The sequence below is a fragment of the Pseudomonas schmalbachii genome, from assembly GCF_017589465.1.
GTDB lineage: Bacteria > Pseudomonadota > Gammaproteobacteria > Pseudomonadales > Pseudomonadaceae > Pseudomonas > Pseudomonas schmalbachii.
The window spans coordinates 251,264-274,246 of record NZ_JAELYA010000003.1 but is presented as its reverse complement, the minus strand read 5'-3'; the positions used below and the strand labels follow the sequence as shown (position 1 = coordinate 274,246).

At 67.8% G+C, this 22,983-nt stretch carries 12 protein-coding genes (1 of these 12 running past the window's edge); 7 read left to right on the top strand and 5 right to left on the bottom strand.

Annotated features, from left to right (window positions below):
* Window positions 1-3: 3 nt before the first annotated feature.
* The 5 genes from JFY56_RS09990 to gloB all read right to left on the bottom strand — a co-directional run bounded on the left by JFY56_RS09990 (window position 4) and on the right by gloB (window position 7,322).
* Window positions 4-1,086 (bottom strand): microcin C ABC transporter permease YejB, encoded by a 1,083-nt coding sequence (locus JFY56_RS09990; protein ID WP_208313503.1) that lies wholly within the window; start codon window positions 1,084-1,086, stop codon window positions 4-6.
* The gene (locus JFY56_RS09985) at window positions 1,086-2,936 is read right to left on the bottom strand and encodes an extracellular solute-binding protein (protein ID WP_208313502.1); all 1,851 of its coding nucleotides are present in this window, start codon (window positions 2,934-2,936) and stop codon (window positions 1,086-1,088) included. The genes JFY56_RS09990 and JFY56_RS09985 overlap by 1 nt, the downstream gene beginning before the upstream one ends.
* Window positions 2,933-4,762 carry an extracellular solute-binding protein gene (locus JFY56_RS09980; RefSeq protein ID WP_208313501.1) on the bottom strand — a complete coding sequence of 610 codons (1,830 nt, stop codon included), beginning with the start codon at window positions 4,760-4,762 and terminating at the stop codon, window positions 2,933-2,935. The genes JFY56_RS09985 and JFY56_RS09980 overlap by 4 nt, the downstream gene beginning before the upstream one ends.
* Before the next feature lie 135 nt (window positions 4,763-4,897).
* On the bottom strand, window positions 4,898-6,463 hold the full coding sequence (locus JFY56_RS09975) for a lytic transglycosylase (protein ID WP_208313500.1): 1,566 nt from the start codon (window positions 6,461-6,463) through the stop codon (window positions 4,898-4,900).
* A gap of 79 nt (window positions 6,464-6,542) precedes the next feature.
* Window positions 6,543-7,322, bottom strand: coding sequence for a hydroxyacylglutathione hydrolase (gene gloB, locus JFY56_RS09970; protein WP_208313499.1), 780 nt, complete (start codon window positions 7,320-7,322; stop codon window positions 6,543-6,545).
* Window positions 7,323-7,448: 126 nt separating this feature from the next.
* Here gloB and JFY56_RS09965 point away from each other — a divergent pair, with 126 nt between their 5' ends.
* The 7 genes from JFY56_RS09965 to JFY56_RS09935 form a co-directional block, all read left to right on the top strand.
* Window positions 7,449-8,210 carry a class I SAM-dependent methyltransferase gene (locus JFY56_RS09965; protein ID WP_208313750.1) on the top strand — a complete coding sequence of 254 codons (762 nt, stop codon included), beginning with the start codon at window positions 7,449-7,451 and terminating at the stop codon, window positions 8,208-8,210.
* 12 nt (window positions 8,211-8,222) lie between these two features.
* Window positions 8,223-8,666: a ribonuclease HI gene (gene rnhA / locus JFY56_RS09960; protein ID WP_208313498.1), complete on the top strand. Its 444-nt coding sequence runs from the start codon at window positions 8,223-8,225 to the stop codon at window positions 8,664-8,666.
* A 309-nt stretch (window positions 8,667-8,975) separates the two neighbouring features.
* Complete coding sequence (locus JFY56_RS09955; RefSeq protein ID WP_268968855.1) at window positions 8,976-9,539, top strand: sigma-70 family RNA polymerase sigma factor; 564 nt, start codon at window positions 8,976-8,978, stop codon at window positions 9,537-9,539.
* 38 nt (window positions 9,540-9,577) lie between these two features.
* Entirely contained in the window at window positions 9,578-11,269 is a 1,692-nt protein-coding gene (locus JFY56_RS09950; RefSeq protein WP_208313496.1) for a multidrug ABC transporter permease/ATP-binding protein, read from the top strand.
* 163 nt (window positions 11,270-11,432) lie between these two features.
* Window positions 11,433-12,764 (top strand): lysine N(6)-hydroxylase/L-ornithine N(5)-oxygenase family protein, encoded by a 1,332-nt coding sequence (locus JFY56_RS09945; protein WP_208313495.1) that lies wholly within the window; start codon window positions 11,433-11,435, stop codon window positions 12,762-12,764.
* A 112-nt stretch (window positions 12,765-12,876) separates the two neighbouring features.
* Window positions 12,877-22,587 (top strand): non-ribosomal peptide synthetase, encoded by a 9,711-nt coding sequence (locus tag JFY56_RS09940; protein ID WP_236032526.1) that lies wholly within the window; start codon window positions 12,877-12,879, stop codon window positions 22,585-22,587.
* Window positions 22,587-22,983, top strand: the 5' portion of a protein-coding gene (locus JFY56_RS09935) for a non-ribosomal peptide synthase/polyketide synthase (RefSeq protein ID WP_208313494.1). The gene runs 15,731 nt beyond the window's last position; the window shows 397 of its 16,128 coding nt (coding positions 1-397); its start codon is at window positions 22,587-22,589; its stop codon lies beyond the right edge, outside the window. The genes JFY56_RS09940 and JFY56_RS09935 overlap by 1 nt, the downstream gene beginning before the upstream one ends.

Sequence of the window (22,983 nt, the reverse complement as noted above, 5' to 3'; positions counted from 1 at the left end):
CGATCACTCCCGGGTTTCGAAGTCGATGCGCGGATCGACCAGGGTATAGAGGATGTCGCTGACCAGCTTCATGATCAGGCCGAACAGGGTGAAGATGAACAGCGTGCCGAATACCACCGGATAATCGCGGTTCAATGCCGCCTCGAAGCTGAGCAGGCCGAGGCCGTCGAGGGAGAAGATCACCTCGATCAGCAGCGAACCGGTGAAGAAGATGCCCAGCAGCGCCGACGGCAGGCCGGCGATGATGATCAGCATGGCGTTGCGGAACACGTGGCCGTAGAGCACGCGGCGTTCGGTGAGGCCCTTGGCGCGGGCGGTGACCACGTACTGCTTGCCGATCTCGTCGAGGAAGCTGTTCTTGGTCAGCAGGGTGAGGGTGGCGAAGTTGCCGATCACCAGGGCGGTGATGGGCAGCGCCAGGTGCCAGAAATAGTCGCGGATCTTGCCGCCGAGGGTCAGCTCGTCGAAGTTGTTGGAGGTCAGCCCACGCAAGGGGAACCAGTCCCAGTAGCTTCCGCCGGCGAACAGCACCACCAGCAGGATGGCGAAGAGGAATGCCGGGATGGCGTAGCCGACGATGATCGCCGAGCTGGTCCAGACGTCGAAGTGGCTGCCGTGCCGTACCGCCTTGGCGATGCCCAGCGGGATCGACACGAGATACATGATCAGCGTACTCCACAGCCCGATGGAGATGGACACCGGCAGCTTCTCGAGGAGCAGGTCGGTGACCTTGGCGTCGCGGAAGAAGCTCTGGCCGAAGTCCAGGTGCACGTAGTTCTTCAGCATGATCCAGAAGCGCTCGGGCGCCGGCTTGTCGAAGCCGTACATGCGCTCGATTTCCTTCACCAGATCGGGATCGAGGCCCTGGGCGCCGCGATAGTGCGAGCCGGCCGAGGCGACTTCGCCGCCGCCGCCGGAAATGCGTCCGGTGGCGCCGCCGCTGGCGGCATCGAAGCCTTCCAGCTTGGCGATCATCTGCTCCACCGGCCCGCCTGGGGCGGCCTGGATGATGATGAAGTTGATCAGCAGGATGCCGAACAGTGTCGGGATGATCAGCAGCAGGCGCCGTACGATATAGGCCAGCATCAGGGCGCCTCCTGTCCGGCATCGGCGGGCTGCCCGGCAGGTTTGCCCGTCGTCGGCTCGGCCTTCTCGCGAGCCTGCCACCAGGCCATCGGCGCGTAGCTGTAGGGCGGCAGTTTTTCCGGCCGGGCGATGCGGTTCCAGTAGGCCAGCCGCCAGGTATCCAGGTACCAGTTGGGCACCACGTAGTGGCCCCAGAGCAGCGCGCGATCGAGGGCGCGCGCATGGCGGACCAGGCTTTCCCGGGAGTCGGCGCCGATCAGTCCTTCCACCAGCGCATCGATGCCGGGATCGCGCAGGCCGATGAGGTTGCGGCTGCCCGGCTTGTCCGCGCTGCTGGAGTGCCAGAACTCGCGCTGCTCGTTGCCCGGCGAGTTGGACTGCGCCCAACTGCTGACGATCATGTCGAAGTCGCGCGAGCGCAGACGGTTGATGTACTGGGAGACGTCCACCCGGCGGATCTGCATGTCGATACCGAGTTCCGCCAGGTTGCGCTTGAATGGCAGCAGGACGCGCTCGAAGTCGGCCTGGACAAGCAGGAACTCGAAGCTCAGCGGCTTGCCGTCGGGGCCGACCATCCTGTCGTCGACGATCTTGTAGCCAGCTTCCAGCAGCAGGTTGTAGGCCTTGCGCTTCTGCTCGCGGATGATCCCGCTACCGTCACTCACGGGCGGTCGATAGACCTCGCTGAATACTTCCGGTGGTAGCTTGTCGCGTAGCGGCTCGAGGATCTTCAGCTCCTCCGCGTCCGGCAACTCATGGGCCGCCATTTCCGAGTTCTCGAAGTAGCTGCCGTCGCGCTTGTAGGAGCCGAAGAACAGCTGCTTGTTGGTCCACTCGAAGTCGAACAGCTGGGCGATCGCCTCACGCACTCGCCGGTCTTGGAAAATCGGACGGCGGATGTTGAAGGCATAGCCCTGCATGCCCCATGGGTTCTCATTGTGCAGTTCCTCGCGGACGATGCGGCCGTCGTGAACCGCCGGGGAGTCGTAGGCGGTCGCCCAGTTCTTCGCCATGCGCTCTTCGTTGAAATCGAACTGGCCGGCCTTGAATGCCTCCAGGGCCACGGTGAGGTCGCGATAGGAGTCCACCACCACCGCATCGAAGTTGTTGAAGCCGCGGTTGACCGGAAGATCATTGCCCCACCAGTCCTTGACCCGCTCATAGCGGATCGAGCGACCGGGATCGACCTTGGCGATGCGGTAGGGACCGCTGCCCAGCGGCGGCTCCATGTTGGTCTTGGCGAAGTCGCGGGTGGCCCACCAGTGCTTCGGCAGGATCGCCAGTTGACCGAGGATCAGCGGCAGCTCGCGGTTGCCGGCGTGCTTGAAGTCGAAGCGCACGCGCAGCTTGTCCTCGACCACCACCTTGTCGACGTCCGCGTAGTAGTTGCGGAACATCGGGTCGCCATGGCTCATCAGCGTCTCGAAGGTGAACACCACGTCGTCGGCGGTGACCGGCGTGCCGTCGTGGAAACGCGCCTGCGGGCGCAGGTAGAAGCGCACGAACTTGTGCTGCGGGTCCTTCTCGATCTTTTCCGCCAGCAGGCCGTACTCGGTGAACGGCTCGTCGAGGGCATGGAAGGTCAGGGTGTCGTAGATCAGGCTGATCTGCGCTGCCGGATTGCCCTTGGGGATGAACGGGTTGAGGCTGTCGTAGCTGCCGAAATCGGAAAGGCGCAGGGTGCCGCCCTTCGGTGCATCCGGATTGACATAGTCGAAGTGCTTGAAGCTGGCCGGATACTTCGGCGCTTCGTCGTACAGGGTAATGGCGTGCTGCGGAGCGGCCAGCACAGCGCCAGACAGTCCCAGCAGCAGCCCGGCGAGCAGGGCCACGCGGCGGGGGCGATTCATAGGGATTTCTCCTGGGCAGTCTGCCACCAGGCGCGCAACCCCAGGGTGTAGGGCGGCGTGGTGACGAAGGCGAACCGGTTGCGGTAGGCCAGTCGATGTCGGTTGAGATACCAGTTGGGAATACTGTAGTGCTGCCACAGCAGGACGCGGTCCAGCGCCCGTGCGGCGGCTATCTGATGGTCGAGCGTGCGGGCGTTGAGCAGCTTGTCGAGCATGGCGTCGACCACCGGGTTGGCTATGCCTGCGTAGTTCCTGCTGCCCTTGAGGCCGACCTGGCTCGAATGGAAGTACTGCCACTGTTCGAGGCCGGGGCTGAGGGTCTGGCCCAGGGTCATCAGAATCATGTCGTAGTCGAACTGGTCCAGCCGTTGTTTGTACTGGGCGCGGTCCACGGTACGCAAGCGCGCATCGATGCCGATGCTGGCGAGATTCTCGCGATAGGGCAGGAGGATGCGTTCGAGGCTGGGGTTGACCAGCAGGATCTCGAAGCGCAACTGCTGGCCCCTGGCGTTCAGCAGGCGATCGCCGGACAGCTTCCAGCCGGCCTCGCCGAGCAGGCTGAGGGCATGGCGCATGGTTTCCCGCGGAATGCCGCGGCCATCGGTGACCGGCAGCAGGAACGGGCGGGTGAAGAGTTGCGGCGGCAGTTGCTTGCGATAGCGCGAGAGCAGCAGCCACTCGCGTCCTTCCGGCAGGCCGATGGCGGAGAATTCGCTGTTGGGAAAGTAGCTGCTGGTGCGCAGATAGGCGTCGTTGAACAGCGTGCGGTTGCTCCACTCGAAGTCGAACATCATGCCCAGCGCTTCGCGCAGCTTGCGGTCCTTGAACTGCTCGCGGCGGGTGTTCATGAACAGCGCCTGGGCCTGGGTGGGAATCCGGTGCGGGATTTCCGCGCGGATCACCTCGCCGCGCAGCAGCGCCGGGAAGCGGTAGCTGTTGCGCCAGTTCTTCGCCTGGTGCTCGATGTAGATGTCGAACTCGCCGGCCTTGAAGGCTTCGAAGGCGATGGCGGCGTCGCGATAGAACTCGACCTCGACGCGATCGAAGTTGTACTTGCCGCGATTGACCGCCAGCTTCGCGCCCCACCAGTCCTTTACCCGCTCGAACACCAGACTCCTGCCGGGCACCACCTGGGTGATCTGGTAGGGACCGCTGCCCAGCGGCGGCTGGAAGGTGGTGGCGGCGAAATCGCGATTCTTCCAGTAGTGCTGCGGCAGCACCGGCATCTCGCCGAGGCGCAGGATCAGCAACGGGTTGCCCTCGCGGCGGAGCACGAAACGGATACTCCGCGGCGAGAGAATGTCGACCCGCTGCACTTCCTGCAGGCTGGTGCGATACAGCGGATGACCATGCTTGAGCAGGGTGCGATAGGAGAAGGCGACATCCTGGGCGGTGATCGCATGGCCGTCGTGGAAGCGCGCTTCCGGGCGCAGGTTGAACACCACCCAGCTGCGGTCCTCGGCGTACTCCACGCTGCCGGCGATCAGCCCGTAGCTGGAGGCCGGCTCGTCCCCTGAAGGGTCATAGAGGCCGGTTCCCACCATCAGCGGCTCGTTCAGTTCGTTGATGCCGTACTGCAGGAAATCGGCGGTGCCGATCGGGCTGGTGCCCTTCAGGGTGTAGGGGTTGAGCGTATCGAAGGTGCCCATGCCCATCACGCGCAGGGTGCCGCCCTTGGGGGCGTTGGGGTTGACCCAGGCGAAGTGGTCGAAGTTGGCGGGGTACTTGAGGTTGCCGAATTGCGCGTAGCCGTGGCTGACGGTGATCTCCGCGTAGCCGGGCACGCCCAGGGTCAGGCCGAGGAGCAGGATAAGCAGGCGAGGCATTGTCCGGACCTTGGCATTCGTGGCGGGCGATCAGCTTTTCAGATTGGATGACACTGCCGCACAGTAGCAGTTTGTCGCAGTTGTAATAAAGAGAAGGGCAGCGAATGCTGCCCTTCTTTTTTTTAGCGGAATCTGTCAGCGACTCGCCGTGTCGAGGTACAGGGTCAGCGTCTGGCCCGGTTTCAGCGCGCGCGTGCTGCGCGGATTCCAGCGCTTGATGTGCTTCATCTCGACATTGAAGCGCTTGGCGATGAGGTACATCGAATCGCCCTGCTTGACCTTGTAGTAGGTCGCGGTGTCCTTCTTCGCCTTGCCGCTGGAGGCCAGTTGCTGGCCGCCTTGCAGCTTGAGCACCTGGCCGGCCTTCACACCATGGCTGCCCAGGCCGTTCCAGCGCTTCAGGTCGTCGACGCCGACGCCGGTGTTGCGGGCGATCTGCCAGAGGTTGTCGCCTTTCCTGACCTTGTAGGTGCGGCTTTTTGCCGGACGCTGCTCGACCTGGGCGAGCTGCCGCGGGCTTGCCGGTTCGACCAGCGGACGGCCCGGCTGGCCGGGGATCAGCAGGGTCTGGCCACTGCGAACGCGGTTGGCGCTCAGGCGGTTGACCGATTTCAGCTCGGCGACGCTGAGGCGATAGCGCTCGGCGATGCTGTGCAGGCTGTCGCCGCGGCGTACCCGGTACTTCTGGTAGCTGGGTTGTGGCTGCGGCTTGAGGGTGGCGATGCCGGCGCTGACGGTGTCCGCCTTGTCCAGCGGCACCAGCAGTTGTTGCGGGCCGTCCATGGTGATCTTGCGCTTGAACGCCGGGTTCAGCAGGTAGAGCTCGTCTTCGTCGAGGTCGGCGAGGGCCGCGACGCTGGCCAGGTCGAGGCCCGGCTTGACCCGGATCGCGGTGAAGTAGGGCTCGTTGGCGATCGGGTTCAGGCTGATGCCGTAGGCTTCTGGCGCCATCACCACTTGCGACAGCGCCAGCAGCTTGGGCACGTAGTCCTGGGTTTCCTGCGGCAGCGGCAGGTTCCAGTAGTCGGTCGGCAGGCCCAGCCGCTCGTTGCGCTCGATCGCACGGCTCACGGTGCCTTCGCCGGCATTGTAGGCGGCCAGGGCGAGCAGCCAGTCGCCATTGAACATGTCGTGCAGGCGGCCGAGGTAGGTCAGGGCGGCGTTGGTCGATGCGGTAATGTCGCGGCGGCCGTCGTACCAGTTGGTCTGACGCAAGTTGAAGTGGGTGCCGGTGGTGGGGATGAACTGCCACAGGCCGACTGCCTGGGAGCGCGATATGGCCAGCGGGTTGTAGGCGCTTTCGATCACCGGCAACAGCGCCAGTTCGAGAGGCATATCGCGCTCTTCGAGACGCTCCACCACGTAATGCATGTAGGGGCTGCCGCGCTCGCTGGCCTGCTCGAGGAGCGACGGGTTGCTGATGAATCGCAGGCGCTGGCGTTCGATGCGTGGGTTGGTGTCAATCTGTCCCTGCAACTGGAAGCCGCTGCGCATGCGCTCCCAGATATCGCTGTGGGACTCCGTCCATGCAGGGTTGAACTGCACGTCGACGGCCCGGGAAACGGGGCTCGGCTGGCTTTCCCGGCTGACGTGGCTGCTGGTCTGGCAGCCGGCCAGGACGCCCGCGCAGAGCAGGACGGAAACACGGATGGCACGGGCCAAAGCGTCTAGATCGAAGGTTTTGCAGGTCTTTGGCGCCATTGGCTGATGACTCAATCCGAGGCAAAAATTTCCGCGATTCTAGGAACCACCCTGGAGGTGGTCAAGATTTCGCCAGTGTTCAGAACCTGTCCTTCCATAGCCGAACCTGGGCAAAAACCTCTTCAAGCGTACGGTTTTCCTGGCCGGCCCGCTCGTCGGCAATTTTCTTAACGGATGTTTCTGACACGCGAAGGAACGGATTCGTAGCCATTTCCAGACTCATGGTCGAAGGCAAACTGATGCGTCCCTGTTCGCGCCAGCGGCTGACTTCTTCGAAGCGGGCGAGCACCTGCGGATTCTCCGGTTCCACCGCGCAGGCGAAGCGCAGATTGCTCAGGGTGTACTCATGGGCGCAGTAGACGCGCGTCTCTCCCGGCAGGGCGGCCAGGCGGCTGAGGGAGGCATGCATCTGCGCCGGGGTGCCCTCGAACAGGCGACCGCAGCCGGCGGCGAACAGCGTGTCGCCACAGAACAGCAGCGGCTGTACCGGGTCGGCATGGTAGTAGGCGATGTGGCCGAGGGTGTGGCCGGGCACGTGGATGATCTCGAAAGCCAGGCCGAGTACTTCGACGCGATCGCCGTCGTCCAGTGCCAGGTCGCGCGCCGGAATGCGTTCCGCCGCAGGCCCGAGCACGCGCGCGCCGGTGCGCTCCTTCAGGCGCGCCACGCCGCCCACATGGTCGGCATGGTGGTGGGTGACGACGATGTCGCTCAGTTGCCAGTCCGGATGGGCGGCCAGCCATTCCTCGACAGGGCCGGCATCGCCCGGGTCGACCACTGCGCAACGGCGACTGGTTACATCCTGCAATAGCCAGATGTAGTTGTCGGAAAAGGCGGGCAGGGCATCTATCTGTATCATGGCCGGAGAGTCGCTAACTGGAATCGATTGGCGCATATTAGTGCGGTTATGCCGTCCTGTGTCGGCGAATGCTGTCGCGTGCCACGCGCGCCGCAGCCGAATGCCAACCTGCTGCAGGGGGTGGTGATGATCGAACAGCAACCCTTCGCCCATGCCGATGCCGACTGGCTCCAGTTGATCGGCGAGGCCCGCGACTGGCTCGCCGGGCCGATTGGCGGAATGATGCTCGCCGAGGAGCAGAGCCTGCTCACCGATGAACTGGAACGCTATTTCGGTGGCTACCTGGTGCATTACGGGCCGCATGCCGAGCTGCCCAGCGGCACCGGCAACATCCAGCGCGGGGTGCGCTTGGGGCCGCCGCTGCCGGGAGTGGAGATCGCCTGCGACGAATGCGCCTGGCCGCTGGGCGAGCACGCGGCCGACGTGGTGCTGCTGCAGCATGGCCTGGATTTCTGCCTGTCTCCGCATCGCCTGCTGCGCGAAGCCGCGCGCAGCGTGCGGCCGGGTGGCCACATGCTGGTGGTCGGGGTGAATCCCTGGAGCGCCTGGGGCATGCGCCACTATTTCGCCCGGGACGCCTTGCGTCGCGCGCGCTGCATATCGCCGGCGCGGGTCTGCGACTGGCTCAGCCTGCTGGGCTTCGCGCTGGAGAAACGCCGCTTCGGGTGCTATCGTCCGCCGCTCGCGTCGGCAGCCTGGCAATCGCGCCTGGCGAGGATGGAAAACTGGGGGCATGTCGTCCAGGGTTCCGGTGCCGGCTTCTATCTATTGGTCGCACGCAAGCTGGTGGTGGGCCTGCGCCCGCTGCGCCAGAGCAAGCGCGAGCCGCGCGGCCAGCTGGTGCCGCTGCCGGTGGCGAAGGTCAGCCGCCGGGATTCCGAGTCGTAAATTCAGGGCGATATGAGCGAAGAGAAAGTCGAGATCTACACCGATGGCGCCTGCAAGGGCAATCCCGGGCGTGGTGGCTGGGGAGCGCTGCTTCTTTACAAGGGTGCCGAGCGCGAACTGTGGGGCGGCGAGCTGGAAACCACCAACAACCGCATGGAGCTGATGGCGGCGATCATGGCGCTGGCGGCGCTCAAGCGGTCCTGCGCGATCCGCCTGGTCACCGACTCCGAATACGTCATGCGCGGCATCACCGAGTGGATGCCGAACTGGAAGAAGCGCGGCTGGAAGACTGCCGCCAGGCAGCCGGTGAAGAATGCCGACCTCTGGCAGGCACTGGACGAGCAGGTCAACCGCCACCAGGTGGAGTGGCAGTGGGTGCGCGGGCATACCGGACACCCGGGCAACGAGCGCGCCGACATGCTGGCCAACCGCGGCGTGAGCGAACTGCCGCGCTGATTCCCACAAGCCGATTCCCATAAGCAGCCCAAGGCATCTCCCGCCTTGCCGGCTGCTTTTTCATTTCCGCACACGATCTCCTGCAACCGGACGGGCCGCTGAAGCGGATTTCCCGTCTGCGCGCGCCTGCATCCTCGAAACGCCTCCCTCGATTCCTCCCGCCTGATCCCTGATCTGAATCTGGACCTGTTCACATTCCCTGTTTCTTACAACCGCTCTAGGACTTGGATTTCAGACGATTTGGAACTTATCATACAAATGATAATCAGTTGCATCTGTCTGTGATCATACTCAGCAAGGATGTGAATCATGCTGCATGCGTGCACTGCTTTGAGCCCTCGCTCACCTGTTGGTTGCAGGGTGGGTGAGGGCTCGGGAAACCAACGTCGCGAGGTTCTGATGCGTACCTATAGCACTCACCGGGAGGGACTGCTGCGCACGGCGATGCGCATGCTCGGCTGTCGCTCCCGCGCAGAGGACGTGGTTCAGGACGCCTTCGTGAAGATGCTGGAGAACGAACTGCCCTGCACCGACCCGGCCGGCTACATGTTCCGGGTGGTGCGCAACCTGTCCATCGATCATCTGCGCCGTCAGAACCTGGAGTCGGGGCGCGGCGTCGAGCCCGGGCAGGACGATGCGTCGAGCTGCGACCTGTCGCCCGAGCGGGTGCTGGCCGGCCGCGAATCGGTCGACCGGCTGATCTGTGCCCTCAACGAGTTGCCCCAGCGGATGCGCGTCGTCTTCGACCTCAACCGGCTGCAGGGCTACACCCAGCGGGACGTGGCCCAGGTGATCGGCACCTCGCCGACCATGGTCAATTTCCTGCTGCGCGACACGCTGACCCATTGCCGCGCCCGCCTGGGCGAGATCTAGCGCGCCCCGCGTTTCATTTCCAACGTCCGGAGTCCCACATGAAACTAGTTCGTCTGGTCTTCCAGCAATATCGCTGGCCCCTTGCGCTGGTCCTGCTGCTGAGCATTAGCAGCGGCCTGCTCAGCGTCGGCGTCATCGCCTTCGTCAACCAGCGCATGATCACCGCCCACGAGGGGCTGGGCACCGCCCTCTGGCAGTTCGGCCTGATGCTGGCGCTGCTGCTGGTGCTGGCGTCCGGCGCGCAGTTGTCGCTCACCGCCCTGGGCCACCGCTTCGTCCACGGGCTGCGCCGGGTGATGGTCAAGCGCCTGCTCGATACCGACATCGAACGCATCGAGGCCATCGGCGGGGCGAAGATCTTCGCCAGCCTGTCCAGCGACATCCGCAGCGTGACCATGGCCTTCGTGCAACTGCCCGACCTGATCTACGGCTCGGTGCTGAGCATCGCCGCGTTCAGCTACCTGGCCTGGCTGTCGCCGGCGCTGTTCGCCACCACCCTCGGCTGGATGAGCTTCACCCTGGCGGTGGGCTGGCTGCTGGTGGGCAGGCTGAACAACCACATCCGGCAACTGCGCGAGTCCGAAGACAAACTCTACCAGAGCTACCAGGCGGTGATCGACGGACGCAAGGAGCTGGCGCTCAACCGCGACCGCGCCCGGCGCCTGTACGAAGAAAGTTTCGACGCCGCCGCACTCAGGTATCGCGAGCATTTCACCCTGGCTGACCGCTACAACGGCCTGGCCAGCAACTGGGCGAACATCATGGTGCTGGGCACCATCGGCCTGGCCTTCTACCTGGCCAACGGCCTGGGCTGGGCGTCCACCGAAGTGGCCGCGACCTACGCCCTGACCATCCTCTTCCTGCGCACGCCGCTGGTGCTGGCGGTGGCGGCGATTCCCGCGCAGGTGTCCGGACGGATCGCCCTCGACAAGGTGGAATCCCTCGCGCTGGCCGTGCATCACCAGAGCTTCGAGGTCGCGCCGAGCCACATCTGCGGCCACTGGCAGACCCTCGAACTGCGCGGCGTCGAGTACCACTACCCGGGGCAGGGCGACGAGCCGGGGTTCGACGTGGGGCCGCTGGACCTGGTTCTGCGCCGCGGCGAGACGGTGTTCCTGATGGGCGGCAACGGCAGCGGCAAGTCCAGCCTGGCGCGCCTGCTCAGCGGCCTGTACCGGCCTTCCGCCGGCGAGATCCTGGTGGACGGCAAGCCCATCGGCGCCGACGACTGGCTGGCCTACCGCAAGCTGTTCGCCTCGGTGTTCACCGACTTCCACCTGTTCTCCCAACTGCTTGGCCCGGACGGACGGGATTCCGAACCGGCCCACACCGAGGGCTGGCTGGAGCGCCTGCACATGCGCCACAAGGTGCGCTTCGGCGACGGCCATCTGCTCGACACGCGCTTCTCCCAGGGCCAGCGCAAGCGCCTGGCGCTGCTGCTGGCGCTGCTGGAGCAGCGCGACATCCTGCTGCTGGACGAATGGGCGGCGGACCAGGACCCGCTGTTCCGGCGCTTCTTCTATCGGGAGCTGCTACCGCAGTTCAAGCAGGCCGGCCTGACCGTCTTCGCCATCAGCCACGACGACCAGTACTTCGACCTCGCCGACCGCCTGCTGAAGATGGAGTCGGGGCAGCTCAGCGAACTGCAGGGTTCCCGCCGCGACAACGCCAGCCGGGATGCGGTGGAAGAAATCAGCGCGGACTATCAAGGACGCGCCTTCAGCCTTTGATGAATTTCTTCGGACAGGACTAAACAGCGCCGCCGGCCACTCGTCATTGTTAATGATAATCGGTATCAAATGGCAGCTTGCGATGCCGGTGACATCGTCTCTCCCTGCGACCCACTCGCAGGGGAGTTGAACAGCACGGCATCGCGCCTTCGAGAGGGAAAACATGGAACTCGTTTACGACTACATCGGCATCGGCTTCGGCCCGTCCAACCTGGCGCTCGCCATCGCCACCCAGGAGCACGCGCAGTTCTATGGCCTGTCGCCGAACGTGTGCTTCCTGGAGCGCAAGCCGGGCTTCAACTGGCATGAAGGGATGCTGATCGACGGTTCCACCATGCAGATTTCCTTCCTCAAGGACCTGGTCACCCAGCGCAACCCCGGCAGCCATTTCAGCTTCATCAACTACCTGAAGGAACGCGGCCGCCTGCAGGACTTCATCAACCTGAAGACCTTCTTCCCCACCCGCGAGGAATACAACGACTACCTGGGCTGGGCAGCGTCGCACTTCGCCGGGCAGATTCACTTCGGCGAGCAGGTGATCGGCGTCGAGCCGTGTTTCGAGGATGGCCGCTTCGTCGCGGTGGACGTGCTGTCGCGCAGCGCCGATGGCGGCACGTCGCGCCGTCGGGCGCGCAACCTGGTGTTCGGCATCGGCGGCGTGCCGCAGGTGCCGGGCGCCTTCGAGGGCATCGACGATCCGCGCGTCCTGCATTCCTCGGCCTATCGCGGCGGCATCGAACAACTGCTCGCCGAGCACAGCGGACCGCTCAACGTGGCGGTCATCGGCGCGGGGCAGAGCGCCGCGGAAATCTTCGAAGACCTGGCCAATCGCTTCGACAACGTCAACGCCTCGCTGGTGATCCGTGGCAGCGCGCTGAAGCCGTCCGACGACAGCCCCTTCGTCAACCAGATCTTCAACCCGTCCTTCACCGACACCATCTTCCAGCAGACCCAGGAGCGCCGCGAGTCGATGCTCCAGGAGTTCCGCAACACCAACTACTCGGTGGTCGACCCCGAGCTGATCGAGGCGATCTTCCAGCGCATCTACCAGCAGAAGGTGCGCGGCGAGCAGCGTCACCAACTGCTGACCCAGCGCGAAGTGGTGCACGCCGAAGTCGGCGACGACATCGAGCTGTTCCTGCGCAATACCGCCGACGATCACCAGGACAGCCAGCGCTTCGACGTCGTGATCCTGGCCACCGGCTATCGACGCGACTACCACCACCAGATCCTCGCCGGCATCCGCGAATACCTGCAGGGGCCGGAAGTCGACCGCAACTACCGCCTCTCCCTGCGCCACGGCACGGATGTCGGCGTGTACCTGCAGGGCTGCTGCGAGGAAAGCCACGGCCTCAGCGACACCCTGCTGTCGGTGCTGGCGATCCGCTCGCGGGAAGTCGCCGAGTCGATCTTCGCCGACTCCGTGGAGTCCTGTGCCAGCCGGCCGTCGAGCACCCGGGAGCGGACCGCCGTCCCCCTGAAGCTGGCCCGCTGAGCCGCGCCATTCCCCTGCGGTGACCGTTCGCGGTCACCCGACTCTTCTCCCGACTTTGCGGGCGCCACGAGCCGCCTGCGGGCAGAGCCTTGCCGCTTGAAACAGGTGACAGATGAAATCCATTCGAGATCAGGTCGCGAACTTTTCCGAACTGCTGGACCACTACGCGCAATGCCAACCGGATCGGATCGCGCTCCGGCACATCGTCCATGACGACCAGGAGCCGCTGCTCACCACGTATGCCGAGCTGCGGAAGAAGGCGCGGGCGGTCGCCGGCCTGCTGCAGTACCACCTCGGCTGCGACGGCGGCCAGCGCTGCCTGCTGATCCTGCCCAGCGGCGCCGATTACGCGGCGGCCTTCCTTGGCTGCCTGCAGGCCGGCGTCATCGCCGTGCCGGCATTCGCCCCGGAAAACAACCGTCAGACCCATCTCGACCGCCTCGCCGGAATCCTCCAGGACGCCCAGCCGGCGTTCATCCTCGGCCGCGGCGAGGACCTGGACCGCCACCAGCACCTGCTGCTGCCGTTCGTGCCGGCCGACGCGCGCTTTTTCGCCATCGATGAGGTCCTCGACGGCTGGCAGGCGCACTACCGCCCGGTCGCGCAGGACAGCTCGGCGCTGGCCTTCCTGCAGTACACCTCCGGCTCCACCAGCGCGCCGAAAGGGGTGATGGTGTCCCACGGCAACCTGCTGGCCAACGAGCAGGCGATGACCCGCCACCTGCTCGACGACAACGTCCCGGAAAGCTGGGTCAGCTGGCTGCCGCTCTACCACGACATGGGCCTGATGTGCGGCCTGCTGCTGCCGCTGTACGTCGGCGGCACGCTGACGCTGATGTCGCCCAACCACTTCCTCGGCCGCCCGGCGCGCTGGCTGGAGGCGATCACCCGGTACCGCGGCACCTTCTCCGGCGGACCGGATTTCGCCTATCGCCTGTGCGTCGAACGGATCAAGGGCCCGGCGCTCAAGGAGCTGGCGCTGGACTCCTGGAGCCTGGCGTTCTCCGGCTCGGAGCCGATCCGCCTGGCGACCCTCGAAGCCTTCTGCGAGCGCTTCGCCCCGGCCGGCTTCGATCCGCGCGCGCTGACGCCCAGCTACGGCCTGGCCGAAGCCACGCTGTACGTCAGCGCGGCGAAACGCGCAGTGCCGTTCAGCGTCCGCCACTTCGACGGCGAATCGCTGGCAGCCGGCAAGGCCGCCCAGGCGCTGCTGCTCGACGGCCGGGAAACCGCCCGTCTGCCCGGTTGCGGCTGGGTGCGTCCGGACCACGACCTGCGCATCGTCGATCCGCAGAGCGAGGCCAGCCTGGAGCCCGGCCGGGTCGGCGAGATCTGGGTCGCCGGTCCGAGCATCGCCCAGGGCTACTGGCAGAACCCCGAGGCCACCGCGCGCACCTTCGTCGAGCGCGACGGCCAGCGCTGGCTGCGCACCGGCGACCTGGGCATCGCCGAGGGCGGCGAGCTGTTCATCACCGGCCGGCTCAAGGACCTGATCATCCTCAACGGCCAGAACCTCTACCCGCAGGACCTGGAACAGGCGCTGGAGCAGCGCGTCGAGCTGCTGCGCCGTGGCCGCATCGCCGCGTTCCCGGTCGCCGATGGGGCGGGCAGCGAAGGGGTAGGGCTGGCGCTGGAGATCAGCCGCAACGTGCGCCGCCTGATGAAGCCGCAGATGATCTGCGACGCGGTGCGCGACGCGCTCTCCGAACTGTTCATGGTGGCGCCGAGGGTGATCGTCCTGCTGGAACCCGGCGCCCTGCCGCGCACCACCAGCGGCAAGCTGCAGCGCTCGGCCTGCCGCGCCGGCTGGCTGGACGGCAGCCTGGACAGCTTCGCCATCTGGCAGGACGGCCGCCTGCAGGAGGGCGGGACAGCCGTCATCCAGACCGCAACCGCCGCACCCGCGCTGCTGCCGGAAGTGCTGGCCGCCTGGGAAGAAGTGCTCGGCGCAAGCGACCTGGCCGCCCACGACCACTTCTTCGAACGTGGCGGCAACTCGGTGGGCGTGGTGCAGGTGCTCGCGCGCCTGAACGCCGAACTGGGCCTGGCGCTGGAGCCGGCACAACTGTTCGAGCAGCCGACCCTGGGCGCCTTCAGCGCCATGGTCGCCAGCCAGGAACGCGGCGTTGCCGGCGCACGTATCGTGCCACTGTCGCGGGATGTTCCGCCGCAGCAGTCCTTCGCCCAGCAGCGCCTGTGGTTCCTCGCCCAACTGCAATCCGATAGCAGCGCCTACCACCTGTGCGGCCAGTTGAGCCTGCGCGGCGAGATCGACAACCACGCCCTGCAGCGCAGCTTCGAAGACCTCGCGGCGCGCCACGAAAGCCTGCGCACCACCTTCGGCGAGCAGGACGACCGGCTGGTGCAGCACATCCATCCGGCGCGGCCGGTGCGCATCGAGCCGCATGACCTGAGCCGCCATCCCGAGCCGTCGAAAGCCCTCGACACACTGGCCCGCTGCGCCGTGGAGGCGCCGATGGATCTGCGCAACGGCCCGCTGTGGCGCGTGCTCGACGTCAACCTCGGCGGCGGCCGCCGGGAGTTGCTGCTGGTGCTGCACCACATCATCTGCGACGGCTGGTCGGTGCAGGTGCTGCTGGACGACTTCTCCACCCTCTACGCCGCCCATGCCGAAGGCCGCGAACCGTCGCTGCCGGCCTTGCCGGTGCAGTACGCCGACTTCGCCGCCTGGCAGCGCGAGCACCTGGCGGCCGGCGAGGCGCAGCGGCAGCTGGCCTACTGGCGCGAACGCCTGGGCGACAGCCATCCGCTGTCCAGCCTGCCCACCGACCGCCCGCGACCGGAGCAGCAGGGCCATCGCGGCGCGCGCTACGCATTGATAATCGACGCCGGCCTCAGTCAGGCGCTGCGCGAGCTGGCCGGCTCCAACGGCGCCACCCTGTTCATGACCATGCTGGCCGTGTACATGACGCTGCTGCACCGCCACGGCAACCAGGACGACCTGCGCATCGGCGTGCCGGTGGCCGGGCGCACCCGCGCCGAGGTCGAGGGCCTCATCGGCCTGTTCGTCAACACCCTGGTGCTGCGCGGCCAGCTCTCCGCGCGGCAGTCCTTCGCCGCGCTGCTGCGGCAGGTCAAGGCGATCGCGCTGGGCGCGCAGGCCAACCAGGACCTGCCGTTCGATCAACTGGTCGAGGCGCTCGGCGTGTCCCGCAGCCTCGCCCACAACCCGCTGTGCCAGGTCAAGTTCACCCAGCAGTTCGCCCTGCCCGAAGAACGCGCCATCGGCGGCCTGCGCCTGAGTGCCAGCCAGCGCGACGACTTCTCCGCGCACTTCGACCTGGGGCTGGATATCACCGACACGCCGTCCGGCATCCAGGCGGTGTTCACCTACGCTTGCGACCTGTTCGACGAGCCGCGAATCGCCGGCCTGGCCGCCGACCTGCTGGGCATCTGCGCGCAGGTGGTGCGCCAGCCGGAGATCGCCCTCGGCGAACTGCAACTGGCCGCCGCACCTTCGCGGCTCGATGGCGAGGCGCGCGCCTTCCCGGCGAGCGACGTGCTGGGCCTGTGGGACGCCGCCGTCGCCGCCACGCCGCAGGCGCTGGCGCTGCAATGCGAGGACGCGGGATACGACTTCGCCTGGGTCGACGCGCAGGCCAATCGACTGGCCCGCTACCTGGGCGAGCGCGGCGTCGTCGCGGAAAGCCGCGTCGGCCTGTGCCTGGAACGCTCGGTCGAATTCGTCGTGGCGCTGCTGGCGACCCTCAAGGCCGGCGCCGCCTATGTGCCGCTGGACCCGAAATGGCCGGCCGAACGCCAGGCCTTCGCCCTCTCCGACAGCGCCGCCCGCTGGCTGCTCGGCGACACCGCCGCGCCCGGCGACTTCGGCGGCGAGGTGATCGGCATGGACGCCGACGCCGCCTGGCGCAGTCGGCCGGACAGCGCCCCCGCGCTGCGCGTCCACCCGCTGCAGGCGGCCTACGTCATCTATACCTCCGGCACCAGCGGCACGCCGAAGGGCGTGGTGATCGACCACGGCGCCCTGGCCGACTACGTGCAGGGCCTGCTGGCGCGCCTCGACCTGGGCGCCGGCGCGAGCATGGCAATGGTCTCCACCGTCGCTGCCGACCTCGGCCACACCGTGCTGTTCGGCGCGCTGTGCTCGGGCAACACCCTGCACCTGATCGCCCCGGAGCGCGCCAACGACGCCGACCGCTTCGCCGCCTACATGGCCCGGCACCGGGTCGATGTGCTGAAGATCGTCCCGACCCACCTCGGCGGCCTGCTGCAGGCCGCCACTCCGGAAGCGGTACTGCCCGCGCGGGCGCTGATCCTCGGCGGCGACGCCTTGCCCTGGGACCTGCTGGCGCGCATCCGCCGCCTGAAGCCCGAGTGCCGCGTGATCAACCACTACGGCCCGACCGAAACCACGGTCGGCGTGCTCACCTGCGAACCGGCCGGAGCCGAAGCCATCGGCGCCAGCGTGCCGGTCGGCCGTCCGCTGCCGAACGCCCGCGCGCTGGTGCTGGACGACGACCTGCGGCCGGTGGTGCAGGGCGCCGGCGGCGAGCTCTACCTCGGCGGTCCCGGCCTGGCGCGCGGCTATCTGGAGCGCCCCGGCCTTACCGCCACGGTGTTCCTGCCCGATCCCTGGGTGCCGGGCCAGCGCCTGTATCGCACCGGCGACCGCGCGCGCCTGCTCGGCGACGGCCAGTTGCAGTTCCTCGGCCGCGCCGACGACCAGGTCAAGGTGCGCGGCTATCGCGTATCCCTCGGCGAGATCACCGAGCGTCTGCGCCAGTTGGATGGCGTGGGCGATGCCGTGGTGCGCCTCGACGAGCGCGGCCAGTTGCTCGCCTATGCGGTCGGCGAAAGCGGTCGCCGGCTCGACGGCGAGGCGCTGCGTGCGGCGCTGAGCGAACGCCTGCCGGACTACATGGTGCCGGCCCACGTGCTGGCCCTCGATGCCTTCCCGCTGACCGCCAACGGCAAGCTGGATCACGCCGCGCTGCCGGCCCCGGAGCGCGCCATGGAAGTGTTCGAGGCGCCCCGCGAAGGAGTGGAGGCGATTCTCGCCGGCCTCTGGCAGGAGGCGCTGGGCCTTGACCGCGTGGGTCGCCACGACAACTTCTTCAGCCTCGGCGGCGACTCCATCCTCAGCCTGCAGATCATCGCCCGTGCGCGGCGCCAGGGCGTGCGGCTGACGCCCAAGCAGCTGTTCGAGAAGCAGACCATCGCCGAGCTGGCGCAGGTCGCCCAGGTGAGCGAAGCCAGGGCCGCAGCGCCGGTAAAGGCAGAACCCCCGGCGGTCCGCCACTTCCCGCTGACGCCGATCCAGGCGCGCTTCTTCGCCCTGCCGCTGGGGCGCCGCGCGCACTGGAACCAGTCGCTGCTGTTCGACCTCCCCAAAGCCCTCGATGCCGGCCTGCTGCGCCAGGCGCTGGGCTGGCTGCTGGCGCAGCACGACAGCCTGCGCCTGGCCTTCGAACAGGGCGAGGACGGCCAGTGGCGCCAGCGCTATCGCGACACGGAAGACGCCGGTCGCGTCCTGTGGACCTGCGAGCTGGCCCGCGAGGAAGACCTGGCGCCGCTGTGCGAGGAAGCCCAGCGCAGCCTGAACCTCGAACAGGGCCCGCTGCTGCGGGTGGTCCAGGCGCGCCTGCCGTCCGGCGAAGGGCGCCTGCTGCTGGCGATCCATCACCTGGCGGTGGACGCGGTGTCCTGGCGCGTGCTGCTGGAAGACCTGCAGCAAGCCTGTCGCCGCCTGGCGCAAGGGCAGGCGCTGGCGAACGCGGAGAAGACCGCGAGCTTCCAGGCCTGGTCGCAGTCCCTGCAGGACCTCGCGCGCAGCCCGGAACTCGCCGCCCAGCGTGACTATTGGCAGCGTCTCGACCCGTCGGCGGCGCGCCTGCCCGGCGACTGCGGCGTGCCCAGCCGCATCGGCGAGGCGGAAAGCCTCGACCTGCTGCTCGACGCCCACGACACCCGCCGACTGCTCGGCGAGGCACCGGCGGCCTACCGCACGCGCATCGACGAGCTGCTGCTCGCCGCCCTCGCGCAGTCGCTGGCGCAATGGACCGGCCGCCGCCAGCAGGTGGTCAGCCTGGAAGGCCATGGCCGCGAGGACGCCAGCGGCGAACTGGACCTGAGCCGCAGCGTCGGCTGGTTCACCACTATCTATCCGGTCGGCCTGGAAGCCGCCGACGACCTGGCCGGCACCCTCAAGGCGGTCAAGGAGAGCCTGCGCGCGGTGCCAGACAAGGGCCTGGGCTACGGCGTGCTGAAGTACCTCGCCGGAGCCGAACTGCCGGAGCTGGAAGGGCAGGGCGTGACCTTCAACTACCTGGGCCGCTTCGACGACGGCGACGAGGCGCTGTTCTCCCTGTCCGAACGCGCCCCGTCCAATCTGCGCGACCCGCAGGGCCCGCTGGCCAACGCGCTGGTGGTGGACGGCCAGGTGCGCAACGGCCGCCTGCGCCTGGACTGGACCTTCAGTCGCGAACGCTTCGACCGCGCCGACATCGTCCGCCTGATCGAGCTGTACCGGAGCAATCTGGCCGCGCTGATCGAACACTGCTGCGACGAGCGCAACGGCGGCGTCACGCCCTCCGACTTCCCGCTGGCCGCTCTCGACCAGGCCCAGCTGGACAGCCTGCCGGTGGCCGCGCGGGAGATCGAGGACATCCTGCCGCTGGCGCCGATGCAGCAGGGCATCCTCCTGCACAGCCTGCTGGAACGCGGCAACGGCATCTACCTGATGCAGGACCAGTACGCGGTCGGCAGCGAAGTGGACTTCGAGGCCTTCAAGTACGCCTGGCAGCAGGTGGTGCAGCGCCATCCGGCCCTGCGCACGGCCTTCCACGGCCTGGAAAACGGCGTGCAGCGCCAGGTGGTGCTGCGCCGGGTGCCGTCGCCGGCGCAGTTCATCGACCTCAGCCACCTGTCCCGCGAGAGCGCCGAGGCCGAGCTGGACGCCGTGCTGCGCAGCGAGCGCGAACTGGGTCTGGACTTCGCCCAGGCGCCGCTGCTGCGCCTGCGCCTGGTGAAGTTCGGCGCCGCCGACTACCGCATCGTGCAGAGCCACCATCACGCGCTGATCGACGCCTGGTGTCGCGGCCTGATGCTCACCGAGTTCTTCGCCCACTACCGGGCGTTCCTCGCCGGCACCCCGGTGCGCCTGCCGGCGGCGCGGCCGTACCGCGACTTCCTCGCCTGGCTGGGCGAGCAGGACGAGGCGGCCAGCCGCGACTACTGGCGCCAGGCGTTGGCCGGCTTCACCGAGGTCACGTCGCTGCCGTACCGGCAGAGTCCGAAGGGCGAGCCGGCGATGCGCGACACCAGCCTGTCGCTGGGCGCCGGACAGACTGCCCGCCTGGCCGAGCGCGCGCGGCAGTACCGGCTGACCGCCAACACCTTCGTCCAGGCTGCGTGGGCGCTTCTTCTGATGCGTCACGCCGACCGCGACGAGGCGCTGTTCGGCGTCACCGTGGCGGGACGCCCGACCGAGCTGGAAGGCATCGAAGGCGCGCTGGGCCTGTTCATCAACACCCTGCCGCTGCGCATCGCCCGCCCGGCTCCCGGCGCTCCGGCACTGGAGCTGCTCGCCGCGCTGCAGGCGCAGAACGCCGAGATGCGCCAGCACGAACACCTGTCGCTGGCCGACATCCAGATGCTTGCCGACACCCCGCGCGGCCAGCCGCTGTTCGACAGCCTGTTCGTGTTCGAGAACGTGCCGCTGGGCAGCGACGTGCAGCAGGCGGTGGAGGAATACCGCATCCGCCCGCTGGCGAACCGCACCCACACCAACTACCCGCTGACCGTGGTGCTGCTGCCGGGCGAGTCGCTGCAACTGCAGCTGACCTACGACGTGCGCCACTTCCGCGCGGCGGACATGGTGCGGCTGGTGAACCAGTTCCGCCATCTGCTGCTGCAACTGATCGACGCTCCCGAGCGGCCGCTGGCCGAGCTGCTGCGGCTGCCCGAGGCCGAGCGCGAGTCGCTGCTGCGCATGGGTCAGGGCGAGCCGCAGCCGCACTGGTACGCCCTCAGCTATCTGGAACGCTTCGAAGCCCGCGTGCATGCCCATCCGGAACGGGAAGTGGCGCGCTGCGAAGGTCGCAGCCTGAGCTACGCGGCGCTGAACGCCGAAGCCAACCGCATCGGCCACGGCCTGATCGCCGCCGGCGTGCGCGGCGACGACGTGGTCGCCCTGTACGCCCCGCGCGGCCTGGCCCTGCTCGGCATGATCGTCGGCGCGTTCAAGGCCGGCGCCGGCTACCTGGCGCTGGACGACCGACATCCGGCCGGACGCAGCGCGCGCATGCTCGCCAGCAGCGCGGCGCCGGTGCTGGTCACGCCGCGCGACTGCCTGGCGCAGGCCGGGGCGATCCTCGCGCAGAGCCCGGCCAGCCCGCGCCTGCTGGTCCTCGAAGACCTGCTGGCCGCAGGCGGCGAGGACAATCCGGGGCGCTATGCCAGCGCCGAGCAACTGGCCTACGTCATCTACACCTCCGGCTCCACCGGCGAGCCCAAGGGTGTGATGGTCAACCAGCGCGGCATGCTCAACAACCAGATGCCCAAGCTGCCGTACCTGCGCCTGGGAGAGGGCGACGTGATCGCCCAGACCGCCGCCACCGGCTTCGACATTTCCGTCTGGCAGTTCCTCACCGCGCCGCTGTTCGGCGGCCGCGTGGAGATCTTCCCGGACGCCGTGGTGCAGGACCCCGAGCGCCTGCTCGACGCCGTGGCGGCCAACCGCGTCAGCGTGCTGGAGTGCGTGCCGGCGGTGATCGACGGCATGCTCGCCGCGCCACACTGCGAGCTGCCGTCGCTGCGCTGGCTGCTGCCCACCGGCGAGGCGCTGTCCGCAGATCTCGCCGGGCGCTGGTTCGCCCGCTACCCGCGGGTGCCGCTGGTCAACGCCTACGGCCCGGCCGAGTGCGCCGACGACGTCTCGCTGCACACCCTGACCGCCGCGCCGGGTGCGCGGGGAGCGCTGCCCATCGGCCTGCCGACCGACAACAACCGCCTCTACGTCCTCGACTCCAGCCTCGAACTGGCGCCGCTGGGCGCGGTCGGCGAGCTGTATATCGGCGGCGTCGGCGTCGGTCGCGGCTATGCCGCGCGGCCCGGGCTGACCGCCGAACGCTTCCTCCCCGATCCGTTCGGCGAGCCGGGCGCGCGGCTCTATCGCAGTGGTGACCTGGTGCGCTGGAACGCCGACGGCGAGCTGGAGTACCTGGGCCGCACCGACTTCCAGGTGAAGATTCGCGGCCAGCGCATCGAACTGGGCGAGATCGAGGCGGTATTGCTGGCCCGCGCCGACGTGCACGACGCCGCCGTCGCCGCCCAACCGACCCCGCATGGCCCGCAACTGGTCGCCTACGTGGTCGCCGAGGCCGGGCAGCAGCCGTCTGCCGAATCGCTGAAGACCGCCCTCGGCCTGGAGCTGCCGGCGTTCATGGTGCCGGCCCAGGTGATGCTGCTCGACCGTCTGCCGCGCAACGCCAACGGCAAGCTCGACCGCAAGGCGCTGCCCGTTCCCGGCTGGCAGGAACGCGCCTTCGAGGCGCCGTGCGGCGAACGCGAGGAAGCGCTGGCCGGACTCTGGCAGGCGCTGCTGAAGATCGAGCGGGTCGGCCGCCACGACAACTTCTTCGAGCTTGGCGGGCACTCCCTGCTGGCGACGCGGCTGCTGTCGCTGATCCGCGAGCAACTGGGCGTGAGCCTGCCGCTGGCCCGGGCCTTCGAGGCCACCACCGTCGCCGCCCAGGCGGCACTGATCGAAACCCTGCAAGGACAACTCGACCGACTCGATGCCCTGGACGAGTTGATGAGCGAGCTGGAGGAAAGCAACTGATGTCGCAACAGAACCCGACTTCGCAAGCCAGGCTGATGGCCCTGGCCACGCGTTTTCTCAGCCTTGGCGCCGCGCAACGCCGCATCTTCCTCGGCAAGCTGCGGGAGCAGGGGCTGGATGCCTCGGCGTTGCCGATCCCGGCCGGGGTGGCCGGGGTGGCCGGGGAGCGCAGTCCCACGTCGTTTTCCCAGCAGCGCCTGTGGTTCCTCGAGCAGCTGGAGCCCGGCAACAGCGCCTACCACCTGCCCGGCGCGCTGCGCCTGAGCGGGCCGCTGGACGTCGAGGCGGTGCAGGCCGCCTTCGACAGCCTGGGCCGCCGCCATGCCAGCCTGCGCACGGTGTTCGAGCGCGGCGAGGATGGCACGCCGCAGCAGGTGATCCAGGCAACCCGCGCGC

Excerpts from the sequence above, each read along its gene's own strand:
- JFY56_RS09990 (WP_208313503.1), bottom strand. The coding sequence starts at position 1,086 with ATGCTGGCCTATATCGTACGGCGCCTGCTGCTGATCATCCCGACACTG.
- JFY56_RS09985 (WP_208313502.1), bottom strand. The coding sequence starts at position 2,936 with ATGAATCGCCCCCGCCGCGTGGCCCTGCTCGCCGGGCTGCTGCTGGGA.
- JFY56_RS09980 (WP_208313501.1), bottom strand. The coding sequence starts at position 4,762 with ATGCCTCGCCTGCTTATCCTGCTCCTCGGCCTGACCCTGGGCGTGCCC.
- JFY56_RS09975 (WP_208313500.1), bottom strand. The coding sequence starts at position 6,463 with ATGGCGCCAAAGACCTGCAAAACCTTCGATCTAGACGCTTTGGCCCGT.
- gloB (WP_208313499.1), bottom strand. The coding sequence starts at position 7,322 with ATGATACAGATAGATGCCCTGCCCGCCTTTTCCGACAACTACATCTGG.
- JFY56_RS09965 (WP_208313750.1), top strand. The coding sequence starts at position 7,449 with ATGATCGAACAGCAACCCTTCGCCCATGCCGATGCCGACTGGCTCCAG.
- rnhA (WP_208313498.1), top strand. The coding sequence starts at position 8,223 with ATGAGCGAAGAGAAAGTCGAGATCTACACCGATGGCGCCTGCAAGGGC.
- JFY56_RS09955 (WP_268968855.1), top strand. The coding sequence starts at position 8,976 with ATGCTGCATGCGTGCACTGCTTTGAGCCCTCGCTCACCTGTTGGTTGC.
- JFY56_RS09950 (WP_208313496.1), top strand. The coding sequence starts at position 9,578 with ATGAAACTAGTTCGTCTGGTCTTCCAGCAATATCGCTGGCCCCTTGCG.
- JFY56_RS09945 (WP_208313495.1), top strand. The coding sequence starts at position 11,433 with ATGGAACTCGTTTACGACTACATCGGCATCGGCTTCGGCCCGTCCAAC.
- JFY56_RS09940 (WP_236032526.1), top strand. The coding sequence starts at position 12,877 with ATGAAATCCATTCGAGATCAGGTCGCGAACTTTTCCGAACTGCTGGAC.